This window comes from Pseudomonas sp. RL_5y_Pfl2_69, from assembly GCF_963970465.1.
Lineage (GTDB): Bacteria > Pseudomonadota > Gammaproteobacteria > Pseudomonadales > Pseudomonadaceae > Aquipseudomonas.
This window is the reverse complement of sequence record NZ_CAXAOU010000009.1, coordinates 103,991-126,134: the sequence shown is the minus strand read 5'-3', so window position 1 is coordinate 126,134 and position 22,144 is coordinate 103,991. Positions and strand designations below refer to the sequence as shown.

The 22,144-nt window shown below is 57.0% G+C and carries 15 protein-coding genes and 2 pseudogenes; 8 read left to right on the top strand and 9 right to left on the bottom strand.

The window, feature by feature from the left end:
- Positions 1–132 precede the first annotated feature (132 nt).
- Positions 133–1,755, bottom strand: a complete 1,623-nt coding sequence (locus tag AACY07_RS16420; protein ID WP_339476151.1) for an acyl-CoA synthetase — start codon at positions 1,753–1,755, stop codon at positions 133–135.
- A 180-nt stretch (positions 1,756–1,935) separates the two neighbouring features.
- Here AACY07_RS16420 and AACY07_RS16415 point away from each other — a divergent pair, with 180 nt between their 5' ends.
- Both AACY07_RS16415 and AACY07_RS16410 read left to right on the top strand, forming a co-directional pair.
- Complete coding sequence (locus tag AACY07_RS16415; protein WP_339476150.1) at positions 1,936–3,747, top strand: PAS domain-containing sensor histidine kinase; 1,812 nt, start codon at positions 1,936–1,938, stop codon at positions 3,745–3,747.
- Positions 3,744–4,379, top strand: coding sequence for a response regulator transcription factor (locus tag AACY07_RS16410; RefSeq protein WP_339476149.1), 636 nt, complete (start codon positions 3,744–3,746; stop codon positions 4,377–4,379). The genes AACY07_RS16415 and AACY07_RS16410 overlap by 4 nt, the downstream gene beginning before the upstream one ends.
- On the opposite strand, the gene AACY07_RS16405 is transcribed toward AACY07_RS16410, so the two are convergent.
- Complete coding sequence (locus tag AACY07_RS16405) at positions 4,366–5,769, bottom strand: aminotransferase-like domain-containing protein (protein WP_339476148.1); 1,404 nt, start codon at positions 5,767–5,769, stop codon at positions 4,366–4,368. The two genes, AACY07_RS16410 and AACY07_RS16405, sit on opposite strands and share 14 nt — an antisense overlap.
- Before the next feature lie 147 nt (positions 5,770–5,916).
- Here AACY07_RS16405 and AACY07_RS16400 point away from each other — a divergent pair, with 147 nt between their 5' ends.
- Both AACY07_RS16400 and AACY07_RS16395 read left to right on the top strand, forming a co-directional pair.
- On the top strand, positions 5,917–6,552 hold the full coding sequence (locus AACY07_RS16400) for a LysE family translocator (RefSeq protein WP_339476146.1): 636 nt from the start codon (positions 5,917–5,919) through the stop codon (positions 6,550–6,552).
- An 88-nt stretch (positions 6,553–6,640) separates the two neighbouring features.
- On the top strand, positions 6,641–7,588 hold the full coding sequence (locus tag AACY07_RS16395; protein ID WP_339476278.1) for a site-specific integrase: 948 nt from the start codon (positions 6,641–6,643) through the stop codon (positions 7,586–7,588).
- A 69-nt stretch (positions 7,589–7,657) separates the two neighbouring features.
- On the opposite strand, the gene AACY07_RS16390 is transcribed toward AACY07_RS16395, so the two are convergent.
- Positions 7,658–8,746, bottom strand: coding sequence for a polyamine ABC transporter substrate-binding protein (locus tag AACY07_RS16390; protein ID WP_339476144.1), 1,089 nt, complete (start codon positions 8,744–8,746; stop codon positions 7,658–7,660).
- A gap of 49 nt (positions 8,747–8,795) precedes the next feature.
- Positions 8,796–10,097, bottom strand: a complete 1,302-nt coding sequence (locus tag AACY07_RS16385; protein WP_339476142.1) for an NAD(P)/FAD-dependent oxidoreductase — start codon at positions 10,095–10,097, stop codon at positions 8,796–8,798.
- Between the two features lie 158 nt (positions 10,098–10,255).
- Here AACY07_RS16385 and AACY07_RS16380 point away from each other — a divergent pair, with 158 nt between their 5' ends.
- A complete protein-coding gene (locus AACY07_RS16380; protein ID WP_133078093.1) occupies positions 10,256–11,128 on the top strand; it encodes a LysR substrate-binding domain-containing protein in 873 nt (290 codons plus the stop codon).
- A gap of 288 nt (positions 11,129–11,416) precedes the next feature.
- Entirely contained in the window at positions 11,417–12,979 is a 1,563-nt protein-coding gene (locus tag AACY07_RS16375) for a TerC family protein (protein ID WP_133078094.1), read from the top strand.
- 87 nt (positions 12,980–13,066) lie between these two features.
- Here the strand turns inward: AACY07_RS16375 and AACY07_RS16370 are convergent, their stop codons facing one another.
- The 4 genes from AACY07_RS16370 to AACY07_RS16355 form a co-directional block, all read right to left on the bottom strand.
- Complete coding sequence (locus tag AACY07_RS16370; RefSeq protein WP_339476139.1) at positions 13,067–15,487, bottom strand: glucose/quinate/shikimate family membrane-bound PQQ-dependent dehydrogenase; 2,421 nt, start codon at positions 15,485–15,487, stop codon at positions 13,067–13,069.
- A gap of 222 nt (positions 15,488–15,709) precedes the next feature.
- Positions 15,710–16,192 carry a cupin domain-containing protein gene (locus AACY07_RS16365; protein ID WP_326397893.1) on the bottom strand — a complete coding sequence of 161 codons (483 nt, stop codon included), beginning with the start codon at positions 16,190–16,192 and terminating at the stop codon, positions 15,710–15,712.
- A gap of 340 nt (positions 16,193–16,532) precedes the next feature.
- The gene (locus AACY07_RS16360; protein ID WP_339476136.1) at positions 16,533–16,958 is read right to left on the bottom strand and encodes an N-acetyltransferase; all 426 of its coding nucleotides are present in this window, start codon (positions 16,956–16,958) and stop codon (positions 16,533–16,535) included.
- 1,212 nt (positions 16,959–18,170) lie between these two features.
- Positions 18,171–19,544 carry a Shedu immune nuclease family protein gene (locus AACY07_RS16355; protein WP_339476133.1) on the bottom strand — a complete coding sequence of 458 codons (1,374 nt, stop codon included), beginning with the start codon at positions 19,542–19,544 and terminating at the stop codon, positions 18,171–18,173.
- 102 nt (positions 19,545–19,646) lie between these two features.
- Here AACY07_RS16355 and AACY07_RS16350 point away from each other — a divergent pair, with 102 nt between their 5' ends.
- Both AACY07_RS16350 and AACY07_RS16345 read left to right on the top strand, forming a co-directional pair.
- Positions 19,647–20,615 (top strand): IS5 family transposase, encoded by a 969-nt coding sequence (locus AACY07_RS16350; protein ID WP_339476131.1) that lies wholly within the window; start codon positions 19,647–19,649, stop codon positions 20,613–20,615.
- A 730-nt stretch (positions 20,616–21,345) separates the two neighbouring features.
- Positions 21,346–21,784: pseudogene (locus AACY07_RS16345) on the top strand (site-specific integrase); the annotation flags it as partial.
- A gap of 112 nt (positions 21,785–21,896) precedes the next feature.
- Here AACY07_RS16345 and AACY07_RS24305 read toward each other — a convergent pair.
- A pseudogene (locus AACY07_RS24305) lies at positions 21,897–22,116 on the bottom strand (transposase); the annotation flags it as partial.
- Positions 22,117–22,144: the final 28 nt, after the last annotated feature.

Genomic DNA, 22,144 nt, shown 5'->3' with positions numbered 1-22,144 from the left:
GTCTCTTATTCTGGCAAAAGATTACCTGTGGGAGCGGGCTTGCTCGCGATTGGGTCATCACGGTTTGTCTGGATAACCGTGGCGATACCATTGCGAGCAAACCCGCTCCCACCATTGATTCAGGTGGCGCGATTACAGCGCTTTGGCCATGTCGCGCAGTACGTACTTCTGGATTTTCCCCGTAGAGGTCTTGGGCAACAGGGTAAACACCACCGTACGTGGCACCTTGAAACCGGCCAGGTGATCGCGGCAAAAGGCGATGATTTCTATCTCGCGTACCTGCTGGTAATCAGCCTTCAGGGTGATGAAGGCGCAGGGGGTCTCGCCCCATTTTTCATCCGGACGTGCAACCACGGCGGCCTCCATCACGGCGGGATGGCGATACAGCACGCCTTCGACCTCGATGGTTGAGATGTTCTCGCCACCGGAAATGATGATGTCCTTGAGGCGGTCACGGATTTCGACATAACCGTCGGCATGACATACCGCCAGGTCGCCGGTATGGAACCAGCCACCCTCGAAGGCTTCGGCTGTGGCGCTGGGGTTCTTCAGGTATCCCTTCATCACCGTGTTGCCGCGCATGAAGATCTCGCCCATGGTTTCGCCGTCACGGGGCGTGGGGACCAGGGTCTTGGGGTCGGCCACCATCAGGCCTTCCAGCGTGGGGTAGCGCACGCCCTGACGGGACTTTATCTGTGCTCGTTCGGTCAATGGCTGCTCGTCCCACTTGTCATGCCAGGCACAAATGGTGACGGGGCCATACACTTCGGTCAGGCCGTAAACATGGGTCACCTTGATGCCCATTTCTTCCACGGCGCCAATGACTTTGGCCGGTGGCGCCGCCCCTGCAACCATTGCATGTACCGGGTGGTCGATGGCGGCCTTGGCTGACTCGGGCATATTGACCAGTGCATTGAGCACAATCGGCGCACCGCACAAGTGAGTGACCTGATGCTCGCGAATCAGAGTGAGGATTTTTTGCGGATCAACCCGGCGCAGAAACACATGCACACCCGCCAATGCCGTAATGATCCACGGGTAGCACCAGCCGTTGCAGTGGAACATCGGGAGGGTCCACAGGTACACGGGATGGTTGCCGATGGCCCAGACCATCTGGTTGCCCAGGGAGTTGAGGTAGGCGCCGCGATGGTGATACACCACGCCCTTCGGGTTGCCGGTGGTGCCCGACGTATAGTTGAGCGCAATGGCCTGCCACTCGTCTGCGGGCCACTGCCAGTCATACTCGGGGTCGCCTTCAGCCAGCAGTGCTTCATAGTCCAGTGTGCTGACAGGCTGGCCTTCGCCATATTCTGGGTCATCGACATCGATGATCAGCGGCGGATGGTCGAGCATGGCGACAGCGGCATGGACCACGTCATGGAATTCGCGGTCGGCAATCAACACCTTGGCTTCGCCGTGGGCCAGCATGAAGGCAATGGCTTCAGCGTCCAGGCGTACGTTCAGGGCGTTGAGCACTGCGCCGATCATGGGCACCGCAAAATGCGCCTCGAGCATGGCCGGGATGTTGGGCAACATCACCGCCACCGTATCGCCCTGGCCAATCCCGCGCCCGGCAAGTGCGCACGCCAGTCGGCGACACCGGCTGTACGTCTGCGCCCACGTGCGGCGAATGGAGCCGTGAATGACGGCAGGGTAGTCGGGGTAGACGTTGGCGGTGCGTTCGATGAAGCTCAGGGGGGTCAGGGCAATATGGTTTACGGCAGTCGGCTCAAGGCCGTGCTCAAAAATCGACATGAGGGTCATTCCGGTGGCTGATTGTTAGCTCTATGGCTGCCTGCTCTGCCAATGGCGAGCGGGTCAGTTTTATGTCCGGTCTGACTTATAGCCCACTCTGGGTTTGATATGGAAGTAATACCTAAGCACTATAGTAGTTGTACTATATGGCTAACCGCTGCCCAACCGTCAGGATGCCGAATGCCGCCAACCCTGCTGCCCCATGATCCCCAACCCACTGTAGTGCTTGACGCAGACGGCTTGCCGCTGACGGCGAACCGGGCGTTGACCGGTCTGCTGAAGGGCGCGTTGCTGAGCAGCGTGAGTAACCTGTTGCCTGGCAATCTGCCCGAACTGGTTCGGGCCTGCCTGCAACAGGACAGGGCCATAGAGCAGGTAGAAGCACAATGGGATCAACAGGTATGGCTCTGGACACTGATTCCAGATCCCGATAGCCAGTGTGTCGTGGCCCGAGGTCGCGAGGCGAGTACAGAGTTGCTGGCGGGGCGTGAAGCGGCCAAGGCCAGGCGCCTTTACCGGCTGATTACCGAAAACACCACTGACCTGATCTCACGTCACACCCCGGACGGGCGCTTCCTGGATGCCTCCCCGGCGTCCTGGACCCTGCTCGGTTACTGGCCCGAGACACTGCGCGGCACCCGGGCCCAACGCCTGTTCCATGCACACGATCTCAAGCTGGCGCTGCGCCAGGCCCGGGATGCCCTGCAACTCGATGGCTATCACACCATGACTTATCGCATTCGCCATCACGGGGGGCATTACCTGTGGTTTGAAACCGCAAGCCGGGCAATCCGTGAAACGTATACCGGGGCGGTGGTTGAAGTGGTCAGTGTGTCGCGGGATATCACTGCCCGTATCCAGGCTGAAGAGAACAAGCGGCGTCTGGCCGATGTGGTGGAGGCCAACCCTGACCCTGTGCTGTTTATCGACCCCGCGGGCGGAGTGTCTTATCTCAATCCGGCGGCCCGGCGCATCCTCGGCCTGTTGCCCGCACAGGGCATGCCTTCATTGGCCGCGTTTCTGACGGCTCACACCCTGGCGATGCTGGAGTCCAGTGGCTGGAGCAGTGCCGAGCAGCAGGGTCTATGGAGTACTGAAACCCGTCTGCAGCCTTTGAATGGCGAGCCTTCGGTGCCTGTGTCGCTATTGCTGCTGGCCCATCGATCGACCGCAGGCGAACGGTTTTTCTCTCTGGTTGCCCGGGATATGCGCGAGCGTGAGTTGCGCGAAGCCCAGCAGCGTCATCATCAGGACGAGATGGCTCACACGACACGGTTGATCACCCTCGGTGAGCTGGCGTCAGGCATCGCCCATGAAATCAACCAACCCCTGGCGGCCGTGGTCAATTACGCCAACGCTAGCCAGCGTTACCTGCAGACCCTGGCCAGCAATCCTGAGGCTGTAGCGCGTGTGGCCCAGGGGCTGGAGCGGATCAATCTGCATGCCAACCATGCCTCTGAAGTGATCAAGCGTCTGCGCAGTTTTCTGCGCAAGGGGCGACGTAACCTGCAAGCGCTGGATGTCAGCGAGGTGGCGCGTCAGGCCGTGAGTCTATGTGCCTGGGAGGCCCGGGAACGCAATGTGGACATTGAGCAGCAATTACCGGACAACCTCGGGCGGGTATATGTCGATCGTGTGCTTCTGGAGCAAGTGCTGCTCAACCTGTTGCGCAATGCCATAGACGCCAACAGCGAGCAGCATCCCGGCCAGGCTTCACGCATTACCCTGCAGGCGCAGACCATCGCGGGCGGGGTCCTGCAGATCAGCGTGCAGGATCAGGGGCCGGGTGTCAGTGCCGGGCAGCTTGAGCAACTGTTTACGCCGTTTTACACCAGCAAGGTGGATGGGCTGGGACTGGGGCTGTCAATGAGTCGCAGCATCATTGAAGGCTTCGGCGGTGAACTCGACGCCCGGCCACAACCCGACGGCTTATTGATGTGCTGCAGCTTGCCGTTGATGGCATCACTCAAACCAACAAGAGAGGCAACATGACAACCCAAACCCGGTCTGTGGTGTACGTGGTGGATGACGATCAGGGCATGCTTGACTCGACCGTCTGGCTACTGGAGTCCGTGGGCCTGAATGCGCTGGCGTTCACCAGTGGGCAAGCGTTTCTGCAGGCGTGCGATCCATCGCTCAGCGCCTGTGTGGTGCTGGATGTCCGCATGCCGGCAATGGGCGGCCTTAACGTGCAACAAGCGCTTCAGGACCGCGGGATCAAGATGCCGGTGATTTTTGTCAGTGGCCACGCCGATGTGCCGATCGTGGTACGTGCTTTCAAGGCGGGCGCCCATGATTTTATCGAGAAGCCCTATAACCAGCAGTTGCTGCTCGATAGCGTGCAGCAGGCCCTCAGCGGCGGCAACGCACAGCAAACGGCAACCCTGGAGCAGACGCAGCTGGAGGCGCGACTGGACAGCCTGACGCCCCGTGAGCGGGATGTGCTCCTGCCCTTGGTCAAGGGCTACACCACCCGTGAAATTGCCGAGCAACTGGCGGTAAGCGTCAAGACCATCGACCTGTATCGCTCCCGGGTGATGAAGCGTATGCAGGCCCGACATTTGCCGGATCTGGTGGGCATGGCCATCGCAGCCGGTTTGGTCGATCCGCTCAGGTTGCGCTAGCCAGTAAAGCCTCAAAGGCGGCCATGACAGCGGGCGTATCGGTATGGGCGACGTTGAAGCGCATGCAGCGGCGCAACCGGGGGTCGAAACCGAACAGTATGCCGGGGGCGAGTACCAGGTCACGGGCAAGCGCCTGCTGCGCCAGTGTTTCTGCATCCAGCCCGGCAGGCAGCGTGACCCAGATAAACATGCCGCCCGCATAGGGCACGCTCAATGTGAAGCCCAGCCCCCGCAGCCATGCAGCCACGCGTGCACCGCTGACCAGCAGGCCTTGCACCACGCGCTTGCGGTGCTTGTGATAAGTGCCGTCATTGAGCATCGAGCACACCACCTGTTCGAGCATTTCCGAAGTGATCCCGCCGCACATCAGCTTCATGTGGGTCAACTCGGCGGCCATTTGGGGGGTGGCCACCACAAAGCTCACCCGCAAGTTGGCACTGAGGGTTTTCGAAAAGCCGCTCAGGTAGGTCACTTGCTCTACGCCTGCCAGAGCCACCAGCCGCGGAGGCGGTTCGGGGTGCAAGTCGCCATAGAGGTCGTCTTCGATAATTGAGCAGTCATGGCGCTTGGCAAGTTCCAGCAGGCCGTAAGCCTGGCTCGGCGTAAAGGAGTGGCCGGTCGGGTTGTGCAGCAGCCCCGTGGTCAGGTAAAGCGTGGGGCGGTGCTGGATGAACAGATTTTCCAGGGCTTGCAGGTCAAGCCCTTGGGCGGTGCGCTCCAGCGTCACTACGCGCACGCCGTGCAAGGCCAGATTGGCGTGAAAATTGAAATAGCAGGGCATATCCAGCAGCACCGTATCACCGGGCCGCACGCGCAGGCGCAGCAGCATGTCCAGTGCCAGCACGGTATTGGCGGTCGTGATGATCTGCTCGATACCCACATCCAGGCCTTGGCCCAACAGCTTCTGCTGCAAAGCCTGGCGCAATGGCAGATACCCCGCCGGATCGCCATAGCCGGTCAGGCGCAAGGTTAGCGAGCGGCTGAGCTGGCGCACGCTGGCACGCAGGGCACTGGACTCCAGCCAGCTTTCAGGCAGATGCCCGCTTCCCGGGCGCAGGGCACCGCTGGCGCCGGTCAGGGAACGGCGCAGGACGCTGCTCAAATCCTGTGGCAACAGATCAAGACCAATGGCGCGTCTGGCCACAGGTGCTTTCGACGCCACGAAATAGCCCAGCCCCTGACTGGAGGTAATCCGACCTTGGCCGCGCAAGCGATCCAGCGCCTCAATCAGGGTGAACTTGCTGACACCCCAGTGTTGGGTCATCAGCCGCGCTGAAGGCAGTTTACTGCCGGGGCTGAACTGACCCTGATCGATGGCCTGGCCCAGCGCATCAACAATCTGCTGGACCTTGGGAATGCCGGGCTGAAACGAAACGCTGGGTAAGTGCATGCAGGACCTCATACTTTGCCGGTGATGTTACCAGTAAAGGTCGGTAAAGTTTGCCGTTGGTTGATCTGCCCATTCGGCTACGTCCTGCCTAGACTGCGGTGTCGCTCGCACAGGTTCGAGCGTTGATTGCGGGATGTAACGATCGAAATGGCCACACAACTCACACTGGTTTCCTTTTCTTATTTTCTGGTGTTCTGCGCCACCATGACCTTCAGTCCTGGCCCCATGACCCTGTTACTGATGGGTTTTGGTATGCAGGAAGGCTTGAAGCGTTCAATGCCGGTGCAGTTGGGCGCCAGTGCGGCGTATCTGGTGTCGATCCTGATTTTTGCCGTCGGGTTTGCCGAGTTGATCAAAGGCAATCCACTGATCAGCCGTGCACTTCAATACATCGGAGTGGCGTACTTGCTGTATCTGGCCTGGCGGCAATGGAACAGCAACGGGCTGGCGCTGGATCGCACGACAACCCTGGACAGCGGCTTTAAGGGCCGATTTGGCAAGGGCTTGCTCACCGGTTTCTCGAACCCGAAAACCATCGTCATGTTCAGCGCAGTGTTCCCGCAGTTTGCCGGGCAGGGCAGTGCCACTCGGGCCCAGGACCTGATCGTGCTGGGGCTGGCGTTTTTGCTGTTGCAGTTCGCCAGCGGCTGTTTGTATTGCTACTTCGGCCAGCGGATTCGCCGTGTGCTGCAAAGCCCGTCGCGGCAGGTGTTGTTGCAAAGGGCGACGGCAGTGATGCTCTTGGGTGTGGCCCTGATGCTGGCGCGGGGATTTGACAACTGATCAAAACGCTATAAGTGCGCTGAATTATCATGGCTATGGGTTATATTGAGACGTGTTTCAACCCGTATCGAGATTGGTTGTGTCGACTATTGACCCTGCAGTAACCCTGGTATCAGCCATTGAGTTAAATCAGGTTCAAACACCTGTGGCGCTTTATCTTCAGCGGCTTGCTCCCTCCAGCCGGCAAACCATGCGCTATGTCTTGCAGGAGGCGGCAGACCGGCTGGGCGCTGAAGACGTGGCGATTGACGAATTCCCTTGGCATCACTTGCAACCCGGGCATATCACTGCACTGGTGGCAGCATTGCGCGAGGACGGCTACGCGCCCAATACCTCATCGCTGTACGTCAATGCCATTCGCGGCGTCATGAATCAGGCCTGGCAGCAGAGCCTGATTACCCAGGATCATTTGTTGAAGATTCGCGCAGTGAAGGCAGGCGGCGGCTCGCGTCTGGTCAAGGGGCGCAACCTGCGACGCAACCTGATCCGCGAACTGATGGATGTCTGTGCGGCAGATCCGCGTCCGCAAGGGCTCAGGGATGCTGCGATTATCGCGATTCTGTACGGCTCGGGGATGCGCAAATCGGAGTCGGTGAACATGGACCTTAGTCAGGTCGATGTGGAGCAGCGCAGCTTGCAGGTATTGGGCAAAGGCAACAAGGAACTGATCAAGTTCGCTCCGGCCTGGGCCTTTGAAAAGCTTGAGGCGTGGCTGGCGTTTCGTCGGGCCCATCTGCCGGAAGGCGTGAGCGATGATGCGTTTCTGTTCAATCGCATCCGCCGCGGCAATCACATCACCCGCGAGCGCATTACCAAGCATGCGATTTACTACATTGCCAAGCAGCGGGGCAGGCAGGTGGGGGTAGACATCATGCCCCACGACTTTCGCCGTTCGTTCATTACCCGCGTGATTGAAGAGTACGACGTATCCATTGCGCAAAAACTGGCCCACCACGCCAACATTGCCACCACCGTCAGCTATGACGTGCGAGATGACAATGAACGGCGCAATGTGATAGACCGGTTTTTGTTGTAGCACCAGCCTTGCGGGATGCGGGTGCTGGCATTTGATGCTATCGCGAGCAAGCCCGCTCCCACAGGTTCGTCAGGTGTTGGTTTTAAGCTTGGTCCACAGCCGGGTGGTCAAGCGGGCAACCTTGGCCGGCAGGTCTTCTACGGTGAACAGGGTGTCGATCACTTCCTTGGACGGGTAGATCGCCGGGTCTTGTTTCACGTCTGGGGACAAGTACGCATCCGCCGCCTGATTAGGGTTGGCGTAGTGGATCTGGTTGCTGATATTGGCAATCACTTGCGGGGCCAGCAGGTAGTTCATGTAGGTGTAGGCATTCTTCTCATGGGGCGCGCTTTTGGGCATGACCACCATGTCGAGCCACAATGTGGAGCCTTCCTTTGGAATCGAGTACGCAATATTGATTCCGTTCTTGGCTTCCTTGGCGCTGGCCGCTGCCTGCACCACGTCACCGTTGAAGCCGATCACCGCACAGATATTGCCGTTTGCCAGATCGCTGATGTATTTGGACGCGTGAAAGTACTGAACATAGGGCCGGATTTTCAACAGCGCCTGCTCGGCTTTCTTGTAATCGTCCGGCTCGTGGCTGTGGTGTGGCAAGCCCAGGTAGTTAAGCGTGATGGGCAGCACTTGCGTCGGGTTGTCGATGATCGCGACCCCGCACTGGCTGAGTTTTTTGATGTTGTTTTCATCAAAAAACAGGCTCCAGGACTGGGTGACATCGGTCGTGCCGAAAATGGCCTTGATCTTCTCGACGTTGTAGCCAATCCCCGCCGTTCCCCACATGTAGGGGTAGCCGTACTGGTTGCCGGGGTCGTTGACTTCAAGCTTTTTCATCAAGACCGGATCAAGGTTTTTCCAGTTGGGCAGCTGGCTGCGGTCCAGTTTCTGGATGGCACCGGCCTTGATCAGGCGAGACAGGAAATGGTTTGAAGGGCTGACCACGTCATAACCGGTATTGCCGGTCATCAACTTGGATTCCAGGACTTCGTTGCTGTCGTGAATGTCGTACGTTGCCTTGATCCCTGTTTCCTTGGTGAAGGTGGTCAGGGTGTCGTCGGCGATATAGCCGTTCCAGTTGGAAATATTGACGCTCTCGTCCGCCAGGCTGGCTGTGGAAAACGCTGCAAGCATGACCGCAAGGGAAACCGAGTTGATGTGCATGTTCAATCACCTTTTCAAGGAGCTTTTATTCTTTTGTGGTGTGAAAGTTTCAGATTTCTGTTTTGGCCCTGACCGCTTCCATGCGCATTCGCAGCACTGCACCGATATCAAAGAACGGGCGGGGTGGAAGCCAGCCTGGCTGGGCTCTGTCCATGACCGACTGCAGCAGCGCAGAGCTGGCGCCAGATGCCATTTCGGCGAGCAGACGCCCCCACAAAGTGCCGCGGGCTACGCCGGAGCCATTGCATCCGGCTACGGCATAAACCCCTTCTTCGACCTTGGCAAAGTAAGGCTGGCCGCTGCGTGTAGCGCTCAGGTGGCCGGTCCAGGTGTAGTGAATGTCTTGCTCGCCGAGTCCGGGGAAGCGACGCTGCAGGCCCACTACGTGGTGCTTGCGACGCTGAATCAGATCGCTGTCGGATAGATCCCGGGTCCGGTACTCCGCCGTGTTGCGGATCATCACCCTGCGATCCGGAGTCAGTCGTACCGTGGCGCCCAACGGACGGGTCGACAGCACACCCCAAGGCTCAACACTGCCGATGGCCTGGTATTCCTTGTCCGTCAGCGGTCGGGTCAGGCTGGCGCTCAGTTCCATCGGGAAGGTCGCGCTGTTGTCGATTCCGGCTCGGGGGATAAATGCATTCAGGCACACCAGCACCTGGGTAGCCTCGATGCTGCCCTGGGTGCCTGCGGCTCGAATCCGCCCGCCACTGAGGCGCTCAAGACCGGTGATCTCGGTGTTTTCAAACAGGGTGACATTGGCCGGCAATGAATCCAGCAGGCCTTTCACGTACTTGGCGGGCTGCAGCAAGGCATTGCCATTGCCGCACCAGATCGCGGCCTGGTAATGCCGGGTGCCGAGCTTTTGTGCCAGTTGCGCGCCTTCCAGAAATTGCGCAGACGCGCCCACAGCGCTCAGGGTGTTGAGTTTGGCTTCGACATGGTTCAGCTTGCGCGGGTCATTGACGGCGAAGTAGTAACCCGAGTCCCGGTACTCGCACTCGATGCCGTGGCGTGCAATGCGCATGCGCACTTCTTCACCCGCTGCCTGGCCAATGGATGAGTCCACTGCAAACCCTGCAAACCCGCTTTTGCCGATCAGCTCATCGTCGCCCGGATTTTCGTGGGCCACGGCATATCCGGAGTTACGCGCCGAAGCGCCCTGGGCCGCCCGTTGCCTGTCGACAATCACGATGCGTGCCTCTGGGTGCAGTTCAGCCAGTGAATGGGCCGCACTCAGGCCGGTGATGCCAGCACCGATAATGAGCCAGTCGGCTTTCTCTGAGCCTTTGAGGTGATCACGGCAAGGGGAGCTCCCTGCGAGCGCAATCCAGCCACATTCATTTTTCACGGTTCACCTCGTTTGACTGTTGTTCTGACCGCACCCTGGCGTTAATTCATGCACTAATCGCATGACTGCTAGCAGGTAGCGCTCTCTATAGCTTGAATTTAGGCGGTGACAGGTGATATATCCAACGTTATAAATTCATTGATTGATTCTGAAAACGCATGGATAAAATCCGTCACGTACCCTCGCTCCAGGGATTGCAGGCGCTGGTCGAGGTTGCAGACTCGGGCAGCTTCACTCAGGCCGCGCAAACCCTGTGCCTGACTCAAAGTGCTGTCAGCCGCAAGATTCAGCAACTTGAAGCGCATTTCGGTGTTGCACTGTTTGCCCGAACCAGCCGCAACGTGCGCATGACAGGGGAAGGGGAGCAGGTACTGGCCAGTGCCCGCAGTATTCTTGAGCAATTGAAAGTGCTCGAAGACCGGATTTCGCCGCAAAAACGGCCCTTTCGAATTCGCATGCATGTTTCGCTGGCCGTTCGCTGGTTACTGCCAAAGCTGAGCGACTTTTACCTGCAGCATCCGGATATCGCCTTGTCGATTGAGACGGTAGCGACCGAAATTGTCGAACCGGCCAGCGACAGTGACGCCTATATCCTTTATCTGGCGCGGCCTTCGAACGATCCGGCCTGTATGGCGCTCTTTGACGAAGCACTGGTGCCAGTGTGCGCGCCGGGTCTGGGCCCGCTGACGTCAATGGAGCAGCTTGTGCACTTTGCGCTGTTGCATCGCTCGGCCGACCAGCAAGCCTGGATTGACTGGCTGGCAGCGAACGGCGGCAAATCGCTGCAGGCCTACAGGCATATTCCGTTCAATCTCGACGAGCTGGCACTGGATGCCGCAGCGCGGGGCCTGGGTGTGGCGGTGACCGACATGACCCTGGCCGCAGAGTCCATTCAGCGCGGGGTGTTGATTGTCCCGTTCGGCGAGCCGTTAAAGACCGGTGGCAACTATTCGCTGTGCCTGCAGCCATCGGCGAACTCCCATCCGGCGTGTTCCGAAGTGCTGCAATGGTTTGCCCGGCAGGCCGAGTGATAATGGAGGAGGGGGGAGACTTGTTAAATTTTGTAATAAGTCTTCTCGCAGGAATATTTATAAATCGCTGTAGGATTGCCTCCCCAATTCAATACAGGTTTGTATGAACGCCCTACAGGAACCACCCAGTCGCAGCTCTGAGCCTGCGCCCCTTCTTCGCTTGATCACCTCTGTCGAGCGTGCTTTACCTTTCTCCAGCCCTCCGTTTTGCGATAGCACATCCGCTGCTACGCTTGCCCGTGCGCGCTCGTCGTTAACCCTGAACCTTCGTGAGATTGACTGATACCTATGGAATGGATTGCAGATCCCACGGCCTGGCTCGGCCTGTTGACGTTGATTGTGCTCGAACTGGTACTGGGCATTGATAACCTGGTGTTTATCGCCATTCTGGCGGACAAGTTGCCGCCGGAGCAGCGCGACCGTGCCCGGGTGATCGGTCTTACGCTTGCACTGGTGATGCGCCTGGGCCTGCTGGCCAGCATCTCGTGGATCGTCACGCTGACGGCGCCGTTGTTTGAAGTGTTCGACAAATCGTTCTCGGGTCGCGACCTGATCATGCTGTTCGGTGGTCTGTTCCTGTTGTTCAAGGCCACGATGGAGTTGCATGAACGACTGGAAGGGCATGTGGCCGAACGTACATCAAACATGGGCTACGCCATGTTCTGGCCGATCGTGGCGCAGATTGTGGTGCTCGATGCCGTGTTCTCCCTGGATGCGGTGGTAACTGCTGTGGGCATGGTTGAACACCTGTCGGTGATGATGATCGCGGTGGTGTTCTCGATCGGCTTGATGATCATTGCCAGCAAACCCCTGACCAAATTCGTCAACAGTCATCCGACAGTGATCATGCTGTGTCTGGGCTTCCTGATGATGATCGGCTTCAGCCTGACCGCCGAAGGCCTGGGCTTCCACATTCCCAAGGGCTACCTGTATGCAGCCATCGGCTTCTCGATTCTGATCGAAGTGCTGAACCAGATTGCCCGTGCGCGTCGCAAGAAAAGCGTGCAGGGCCTGCGCCCGATGCGCGAGCGTACGGCTCATGCAGTCTTGCGTTTGCTGGGCGGTCGTACCTTGAATGCAGATGAAGTGGGCGAAGACATTGCTGACATGCTTGAAGGTGGCGAAGACAAGGAAGTTTTCCACCGGCGCGAACGCGTGATGATCAGTGGCGTACTGCAACTGGCAGAGCGCCCGATTCGTACCGTGATGACGCCTCGGGCCGAGATCGATCATATCGACCTCGCGGATTCAGCAGACACCATTCGTACGACGCTGATGCACTCGTCGTACTCTCGACTGCCGCTTATCCGCGAAGGCCGGGTTGACGAGCCGCTGGGCTTTATTCATAAAAAGGAATTGCTCAAAGAGCTGTTGGCAGGTCACGAACCTGATCTGGAAGCCATGGCCCGCAAGGCCATCAACCTGCTGGACAGTTTCACGATACTCAATGCTCTGGAGCAGATGCGCAAAGAGTCGACGCACATTGCGTTCGTCATCAACGAGTTCGGTGACTTTATCGGCCTGTTGACCATGACCGACATTCTGGAGTCCATTGCCGGCGAACTGCCGGATGCCAGCGAGATCGAAGGGCCCAATATCGTTGCCCGCGAGGATGGTTACCTGGTCAGTGGTGCATTGAACCTGAGCCAGATCCGTCAGCACATTGGCTTTGCGGCCAAGGCTACGGATGACTATCAGACAATAGCCGGGATGGTCATGAGTTTGCTGGATCGCCTGCCGATGATTGGCGACAAGCTGGAGTGGGAAGGCTGGACCATGACTGTGGTCGAGGTAGAAGAGCGTCGAGTGACGCGGGTGTTGCTGAGCAAGCCTGCAGAGGTTTTGGCTTAAACATAGAACCTGTGGGAGCCGGGCTTGCCCGCGATGGCAATACCTCGGTCAATCAGACCGAGGTATTGCCTCCCACAAGGCTAGTGTTTACTGGCTGTCAGGCAGCGCGTAAGCGATCACGTAATCGCCACGATCAGGCGACTGGCGTGCACCACCGGCGGTGATGACGATGTATTGCTTGCCTGTTTTAGGCGATACAAAGGTCATCGGGCCGCCCTGGCTGCCGACTGGCAAGCGGGCTTTCCAGGCTTCTTCACCGTTGGCCGAGTTAAAGGCGCGCAAGTAGTAGTCCTGGGTCCCGGCGATAAACACCAGGCCACCTTGAGTGGACAGCGTACCGCCCAGCGTCGGCATGCCGATTGGCAGTTGCAGACCCATTTTGATACCCATCGGACCGGTGTCCTGAACGGTGCCGACTGGCACTTGCCAGGCGATTTTCTGGGTCTTCATGTCGATGGCCGTCAGCGTCCCGAAAGGCGGTGCCTGGCACGGAATGCCTGCCACCGACAGGAAGCGGTTCTTGTTCACGGCATAAGGCGTGCCCTTGAGCGGTACTGCGCCCATGCCGGTGTTCAGTGCTTCACCGCCGGAAGAAGCCTTGGCGTCTTTTTGTTGCGGCACCATCTGAACCCACAAGCCCAAACGCATATCGTTGACGAAGATAAAGCCGTGTACCGGGTCAGTCGACAGGCTGCCCCAGTTCATGCCACCCAGCGACCCCGGGAAGCTCAGCGACACGTCAGTGCCCGGCGCGGTGTACAGGCCTTCGTAACGCATTTTCTTGAACGAGATACGGCACAGCATCTGGTCGAAGGGGGTGGCACCCCACATGTCAGATTCAGTCAGTGTCTGCGCGCCAATCTGAGGCATGCCCACGGACTTAGGTTGAGTCAGCGAGTAGGGCTCATCAGGGATGTTCGACGGTTTGACCGCAACTTCTTCGACTTTGGTCAGTGGCTGACCCGTGTGACGATCCAGCACAAAAATCTGACCGGCCTTGGTACCGATCACCAGGGCAGGCACCTTGCTGCCATCTGGCTTGGCAAAGTCGATCAGGCTTGGCTGCATCGGCAGATCGAAGTCCCACAAGTCATTGTGGACGGTCTGGTACACCCATTTTTCTTCACCGGTGGTCGCGTTAAGCGCCAATACGGATGCGCCGTACTTGTGATTCAGAGCGGTACGTTCCACACCATAGATATCGGTGGACGAACTGCCCATCGGCAAAAACACGGTGTTCATCAGCGGGTCGTAGGACATCGGCGCCCAGCTGTTAGGCGTGCTTCGAACGTAGGTCTTGCCGTCGGCCGGTGCGTGTTTGTCTTCTGGATTGCCCGGATCAAAAGCCCAGCGCATGGCGCCCGTGATCACGTCGAAACCGCGGATAACGCCGCCTGGCATGTCGGTTTGCACGTTATCGGCAACACGGCCGCCCACCACCACTGTGGTGCCAGCCATCAACGGCGCTGACGACAGCTGGTAGTAGGAGTCAGGCACATTGCCCAGCCCGTTTTTGAGATCAACCTGACCATTGGTGCCGAAGTCCGGGCAGAACTGGCCGGTATCCGCGTCCACAGCAATCAGGCGTGCATCGATGGTATTGGTCAACAGCCGACGCTGGCACGCAGCACCGGGGGCAACGCTGACGGCCGCTGCCGGAGTGCTGCCATCGGTAGGCTGGGTGACGGCGCCAGTGGCGTCAAAATAGGCCAGGCCACGGCAACGCTGCCAGACTGCGGCCTGTGCATTGATGTTGTTTTTCCACAGCTCTTTACCCGTGTCGGCGTCCAGGGCAATGAGGTTGTTGTGCGGTGTGCAGATGAAAACCTTGTCGCCCACTTGCAGCGGGGTCATTTGATCTTCCGCACCGTTGCCGTTGCTGATGGCCACGTCGCCGGTCTGGTAAGTCCAGGCTGGAACCAGTTTGGACACGTTGCTGCGGTTGATCTGGTCCAGTGCCGCGAAGCGGCTGCCGCCCTCGTCGTTACCGTAGTGTGCCCAGTCTTTCTGGGCCTTGTCCGGATCAACCTTGGTCAGGCCGGGACCGTTGCCGGTTGGCGCGACCGAAGCGTGGGGCTGAAACATCCCCCAGGCACCGGCAACGATGGCCACTGCCAGCACTGCGCCGAGCGCGTAGCCAGCGTTGCCGTTGAGTCCGTTGGCCTTGCGCAGAGTCGGGTAAACCAGCGCCACGACCAGGCTCAGTACCGCGAGGGCGAACAGGCGTGAAACCAGCGGCCAGAACACCAGTCCGGCGTCGACCACTGCCCAGATAACACTGGCAACCATGACGGCGGCGAATAGCCAGGCACCTGCAAGGCGCTTTTTGAACAGGAGAATGGACGAGGCAACCATCCCCAGGCCTGCGAGCAGGAAGTAAAGGCTGCCACCCAGCGTGGCGAGGTAACCGCCGCCGGCTACATAGAGCAAGCCGAAAACAAGCACACCGAGAGCGGCGACCCAGATGGGCCAACGGCTTACAGCTGCCGAAGGTTGAGAGTTAATCATTTTTCATGACCCTATTGATGCATGAACGGTTGGGAGGAGGGTATAGCGTTTAACTGTAGCGGCTTGCAGGGCAGGAGCAGGCGCGTTCGGTGATTCTTCACGTCGTCGTGGCCCATGCAGGGCGAGTCAACAGAGCGAGGAAAGGTCGAAATAGTTTTGTACTAAACAGTTAGTTTCCTAACTTTAACAAAAACACGGCCCTGCGACAAATTGTCAGTGCCCTCACGCGTAGGGGGTGCCATCTTTATGGGCGAAATGCCATTTGCCATCAGCCTGCGTAATGGCCTGCAGATCGTCAGAGGGGTAGGTCACGCAATCGCCTGGGCTGCGGTCGCCGACTTCCAGAATGACGCAGACGGCGTCCGTCCTGTTCTCCAGATGGTGGGCAAGGCCTTTGGCGGGAAAGCCTGCGACCATCCCCGGGGCCAGTTGCAGCGTGTCATCCCCTCGAAGCAGGGTGGGATGACCTTCCAGCACATAGATAAATTCATCCTGCTGCGAGTGCGAATGATGAAGCGCCGAAAGGCTCCCCGGGGGAAGGTGGATGAGATTCACGCCAAAATTTTTCAGATTGAACAGATCTCCCAGGGGCCGCTTGGAACGGCCCAGCATCAGGGAAGCGAAGGGCTGCGGGTAATTGCTGGGGCGGGTTCGCTCTGGGGTGTCGAGCGCATAGATCGGATCAGGCTCAGTGGGGCGGGTCATTTTGCATCCCTCACGCTCAGCGGGCAGTGGCAAAGCCAAAGCATAGTTGCTCCTGGCCTGTGTAATCAGTACAAGCGCCGGTTTTTTGGATGCGCCTTGAGCGGGACGGAGGTGAGGGAAAGAGGCATAAAAAGGTGTTATTTATAACTATACTAAATAGTTCTTTAGTTTAGTTATTCTATTTGGTTATGTGCGGGGCAGTGGTGCCAGGGCTTGGCAGGCGGACAATGCATGGACTGACCTCTTATTTGGCAGCCATGTCTACCGGGCTTGAAACGGTCTCCGGAGCGAATAAAACGGCGGGAAAACAGACCGCAGAGCCCATTTCAAGGTTCTCGGTTCAGGCTTTGTACGCCATCAGGTACTCACTACGGCCTGTTTGCTCGTCAATCTGCTCCTTGACCACCCCAAAGCCTTGGGACTGATAAAAGGCGAAACTGGGCGAATTCTCCTTGTAAACAGCCAGTGTCAGCTCATCGCGCTGGCTTTTTACATGCCCGAGCAATTGCTTGCCCAGGCCTTTGCCTTGCTGGTCGGGATCGACAAACAGCGCTGCCAGTTGATTGCCCAGCAGACAACAAAACCCCAGAACCCGGGATTGGTCTTCAATCACATAGGTCTCAGAAGCCGGGATGTAAACGTCACGCATCGCCTCTAAATGTGATTGCCAGTAGGAAGCGTCGATAAAGTCATGGGCCTTGATGGATGCGCTTAGCCAGATGTCCAGAACCCGTTCCATGTCGCGATGTTCAAATGCTCGTATCATGTGTCCATTCCATTGTGGTTTGTGCGCAGACCAGTGCAGTGCAAAGCTGGGGATTATGCAGCAAACCAATGGCCATGCATTGATCCAGGCAACCTGCATGGCAAAGCACGAGAGATGGTCGAACTGATCGATGGGACCGGATTGGCCCTGTGGCGTATTTACAGGTTTGAAATCTGACCACCGCTGACCCTGATACGCTTAGTGGTTATTACGCATAATGTATATTATGTTAAATCACGTATCTCTCTGCAGAGACACGCTGTCTGTTTCCAAGCACACCGAACTAAATCTCAGAAAATCCGGCTAGTAATTCTAAGAAATGGTAAAGCTGCACACCATTTTTGATTTTTACCCTCTGTTCCGGTAAGCGCCTGGAGCACACTGATATTAGACCGCCTTGCGACTGCGCGAATTTGAGAATTTTCGAGTCTCAACACCCCTGGTGTTGCCTTTTTGTCCGCAAATTTGAAACTGTGTGGTAAGAATTTGTGCAAATGTGCAACTCTAGTGATTGGTTCTGCATGCCTCCTTGTTCATCGCTTCCTGCAGGCGACATGCTGCTGATGTGACCGTTGCATTTGAATCCCATGATGATTTTCCAGATCAGGATTTTACTGTGGGTCGTCATCTATACGCAGCGTCAATGACTACTTGGAAAGTTTCGGTAAAGAGCTTCTGGCCGTCGACGGATAACTGGCCGCGCGCGCGTACCTGCGGCATTATGCGGAAAACCCCCTGACTTTTAGCACCTATCGCTGTCAAGTCGAGCGCCTCTTGCTGTGGTCGTTGAATGTTCTAAAAAGGCCAATCACCGAACTCAAGCGCCTTGAAGCTGAGGCGTTTTTAGCGTTTTGTAAAAAACCGCCGACTAGTTAGGTTGGGTCCATTATCCGCAATCGCTTTCTGGATAATGAAGATTCGACAACTACGCTGAAGCATCCTGTGGTAACGAACCCCAAATGGATGCCATTTACGCAAAAGACGTCGAAACAATTCCGGGATGACTTAGTTAATTCCGACGACCACACGTCTCAAGCAAGAGAAGACGCCGCTGATCACCACCCTGAGCGGTCGACCAGGCCTTTCAGATCGACAAGTGCGCGCCCTCCTCCAAGCGGTTTTGGACAACGCACTGAATGCAGGCAGGTATCTGATAGGCCGCGGCGTTCCCTCGCTGTGTATCTTCATTCGAGATCTCACGCGGCCTGCTCTTCAGAAAATGTCTGGGATGTCGACTGGATCTACGGGGGCCAGGTGCTGAGCCAGCATCCGCAGCTTACCAAGCAACTCGTCAAAGGTGACGACCTCGACGTCCTTACAGGCGTTGCGAAAGATCTCGAAGCTGCGCCGGCGACCCTCTTCGGTTGACTTGGTACCTGCAATGATGACGCACCTCGCTGTGTCTGGTTGCAAGCCTCGCATCGTCGGGTCTTGCAGGTGTGACAGCCAGTTGGAGCGCATCAGGCCTTGCTGATGCAGTACCTGAGTAATCGCTCCACTGAGCTGCAGATTTGGGCCGAAAACATCGCGATTGCGATACGCCCTGCTCTGCATGAGTGGGGTGGAAGGCTTCTTGATCTCCACGATGGCCAGCTCGCGTCCCTGCGCGAAAAGCAGGTCGCCGATGTGGGCGCCAGCTCCATTGACCATGGATCCCCGAGCATGGAACTGAGTATGCAGAAGTGCCACCGGGCGCGCGAACAACATCCCTAGGATGAACAGATTGGCCTCGAAAAACTGCTGCCAGTGCCCCTCGCTGAGGTTCTGGCCAAGCATGGTCTCGAACTTTTCGATCATCACAGCCAAGGTAACCCTCTCGATCTCAGCGCGCAGTTCGAAAAGTTCGCGTGGAGCTTCCTTCGCCAGCATCTCAACACCGACTTTCATCTCCCTAAGCTGGTGACGCCGCGCTCGCACAGCAGCTTGTGCAATTGTATTGCCGACCTTACGAGCATTCGTATCGCTCACCAGTACAGGGCGACTGCCTTCGAACACCACATTGGGCATCAGCGTCGGAAACACCTGGCTCATCACCCAGTGCAACTGGGCTGACGTCTCACTCTTTTTTCGGGCCCGGGTAATCCGCATGCATGTTCTACGGCATTCATCCACCCTAGCCTCACTCACAAAGACAATGTCGTCTGTGATCGAGGTGTCAATATCATCCGATATGACTAGGGTTTTTAAACCAGGAGCGAATCGCAAACCTCGCCAGAGCGGGGTGAGCTGTTTCACAAGCCCCAGCCCTTCATCACAGGAATCAAACAGTTTGCGAGGGAGACTGACGTCGATATAGAGCACGGCATCATCCGGAGTGTTTGGAAAGTCGCGCGTAGACTGATGGCTGTACAGGATGCAACCCACGTTTCCGTTCTTAGGGCTCCGATAGCGCTGAGTGTGTGGGTTGGTATAGATGGGATACATCGTAATCCAGCCCGGCTCGATCGTTGCTAGGTGATGCCATCTGTCTTCGGGCAGAGACCGCCATTTGTCCATGGAGACTTTTTCGAAGACCTGAAGATACAGGTCAACGCAAAAGCCGCTTTCCAACGGCCGGCGAATAGTGATGAAGCTAGGCTCAAGCACGTCCTCCCCATTCCACATGTCCTGCGAGGTTTGCTTAGGGAAACTCCGAACAAGTCTCCAAGTATGCTGAAATACAGCCTCACCACCTGCCCCGAGTGCGTCATGAGCCAGATGAGCCTTTCCGATTTCGAATACGCGGGCAAGCGCAAGCAAACACGCCGCGAACGGTTCCTCGCCGAGATGGATCAGGTCGTGCCCTGGAGCGGTTTACTGGCGTTGATCGAGCCGTATTATCCGAAGGCTGGTGGTGGCCGAAAACCGTATCCGCTGGAAACCATGCTGCGCATTCACTTGCTGCAAAACTGGTTCTCGCTGAGCGATCCTGCCATGGAAGAAGCGCTGTATGAAATCACGCCCATGCGCCAGTTTGCGCACTTGACCCTGAGCGCGCCGATCCCTGAAGACACCACGATCATGAACTTCCGACACCTGCTGGAGAATCATAAGTTGGCGCCGGCGATCCTGGCGGTCATCAACGGTTATTTGCAGGAGAAAGGCCTCTCGCTGCGCCAGGGCACCATCGTCGATGCGACGATTATCCACGCGCCCAGTTCGACTAAAAACGAGGACGGTAAACGCGATCCAGAGATGCATCAGACGAAGAAAGGTAATCAATATTTCTTCGGAATGAAGGCCCATATTGGTGCCGACGTTGAGTCGGGGCTGGTTCACCACGTTCACGGCACCGCGGCGAATGTAGCCGATGTCACTCAGGTTGCCGAACTGCTGCACGGCGAGGAAAACGCGGTCTACGCTGATGCTGGTTACACCGGTGTCGAGAAGCGCGAAGAGCATGAAAACCGTGAAGTGGTTTGGCAAATCGCCGCGCGACGCAGCACCTATTCCAAGCTGAACAAGCGCAGCGTGCTGTACAAAGCCAAGCGCAAAATCGAGTACCTCAAGGCCCAGACACGGGCCAAGGTCGAACACCCATTTCGGGTGATCAAACGTCAGTTCGGTTATGTGAAAGTGCGCTTTCGCGGCCTGATGAAAAACACCGCTCAATTGACCACGCTGTTTGCCTTGTCCAATTTATGGATGGCTCGAAAAAAGCTGATGGGTATGGGCTAATTACGCACGTAACACGGAGAAATGGGCTGACAAGCTCGCCAAGGTGGCGCGTACGGGATATTTCGCGGTCAATAGCGCCAAATTCAGCGGGATTTTCAACTTACTGCGCGGTTGCGGCAAGTTGATCGGAGCTTCCTTAGGCCCTTCCATTGCTCTATCTCCATGACGATTGTTATTGGCATCGCTGGTTGGTGAACATGAAGCTCACATGCCAAGGACTGTCCGCGATATTGCCTGACGAAGGCTGGTTGAGCTGACAATGCAATGCTCTTACAGCATAAAGAGTCGGGGGACTTGCCCTTTCAGCCCTTGTGACTTTAAACGTCGTACCTAGCTAACAAATTCCTGGGTTAACCCCATATAGTGATTGCGCCAGAGACAATCGACCTTGTAAGCACCTGTTAGGGGTTTACCAATGACCTCTCGGTCTCAGGTGAGGCAAGAACATGGTCATACAGGCCAAAGGCCTTCAAAAAGCTGCGCCAATCTGAGCTGCCGTAATTGATGCTTTAGTAGCTCAATACAGCCTTCACGTTCGGTACGCTGGTCGCACAAGGGAAAGATTTATTTACTTTAAGACTGTTTAAAGCCTTAAGGGAAAGATTTCTTTTCCTTAAGGAGAAATTATTTTTTTGAATTTATGAGGTTGCACTATTTTTCAGAAGTGCCCGGAAGTAAACATCCAAACTCATGTTTCCTACCTCATTTTGGATGTTTCTTTCATTCCAGTTTTGCTGTTTGTGGCAGTTTTTTTCAGTACACAATCGACGAAGGCCTGACCGCTGACGCCAATCCTATTCGGTCCGTCAAACAAAAATCCAACTTTAAGCAGCGCAACACGGTGATCAGCTCTGGTAAGGCGCTGACTCCGCGCCAGTGGAATTATGTAATCGAGACCGCAGAAGTCATGGCTGCAGAGGATCCTAGGCGCGAGCGTACGCTATTCATTGTGGCCACCCTCTTCTCTCTCTACCTCCGGATCTCGTCGGTCGGGACAACTGGAAGCCTACAATGGGTTCGTTTGAGTACGACGGTGAAAACTGGTGGTTCAACGTTGTCGGTAAGGGCAACAAGGCCGTGAAAATTAGCGTGCGAGAGAATGCATTGAAGCCTACTTGAAGCGTTATCGGACCACCCTCTCCCTTCCCCCCTTGCCGTCTTACAAGGAGTATCGACGCTTCTTACTGGCAATCCCGTTTAGAAGCTATGCGTGACGTTTACATACCGGGATCTGAAACGTATGTAGTTGAAGATCAATCGGGAGTTTTGGGGTTTTGTTGTCAGCGCGAACGCTCGAGATCTTTCGACATCAAGAGCGCGGTAGCCTAATGAGATGATCACCCCCACACCCTGTGAGGCCCCCCTTGGGGGTTACGCCTTTGCGCTCCTGCAGAAGCTGGTTAACCCAGCGGCGCAGGGCCGATTCGCCAAGTCCGTGCGAGCGACTAGCTTCGATGAAACTGTAATTCTGCTTGAGTACGAGGAGGGCGGCAGCTTTGCGTTATGCCGTGGTGGTGAACGCGAAAGAT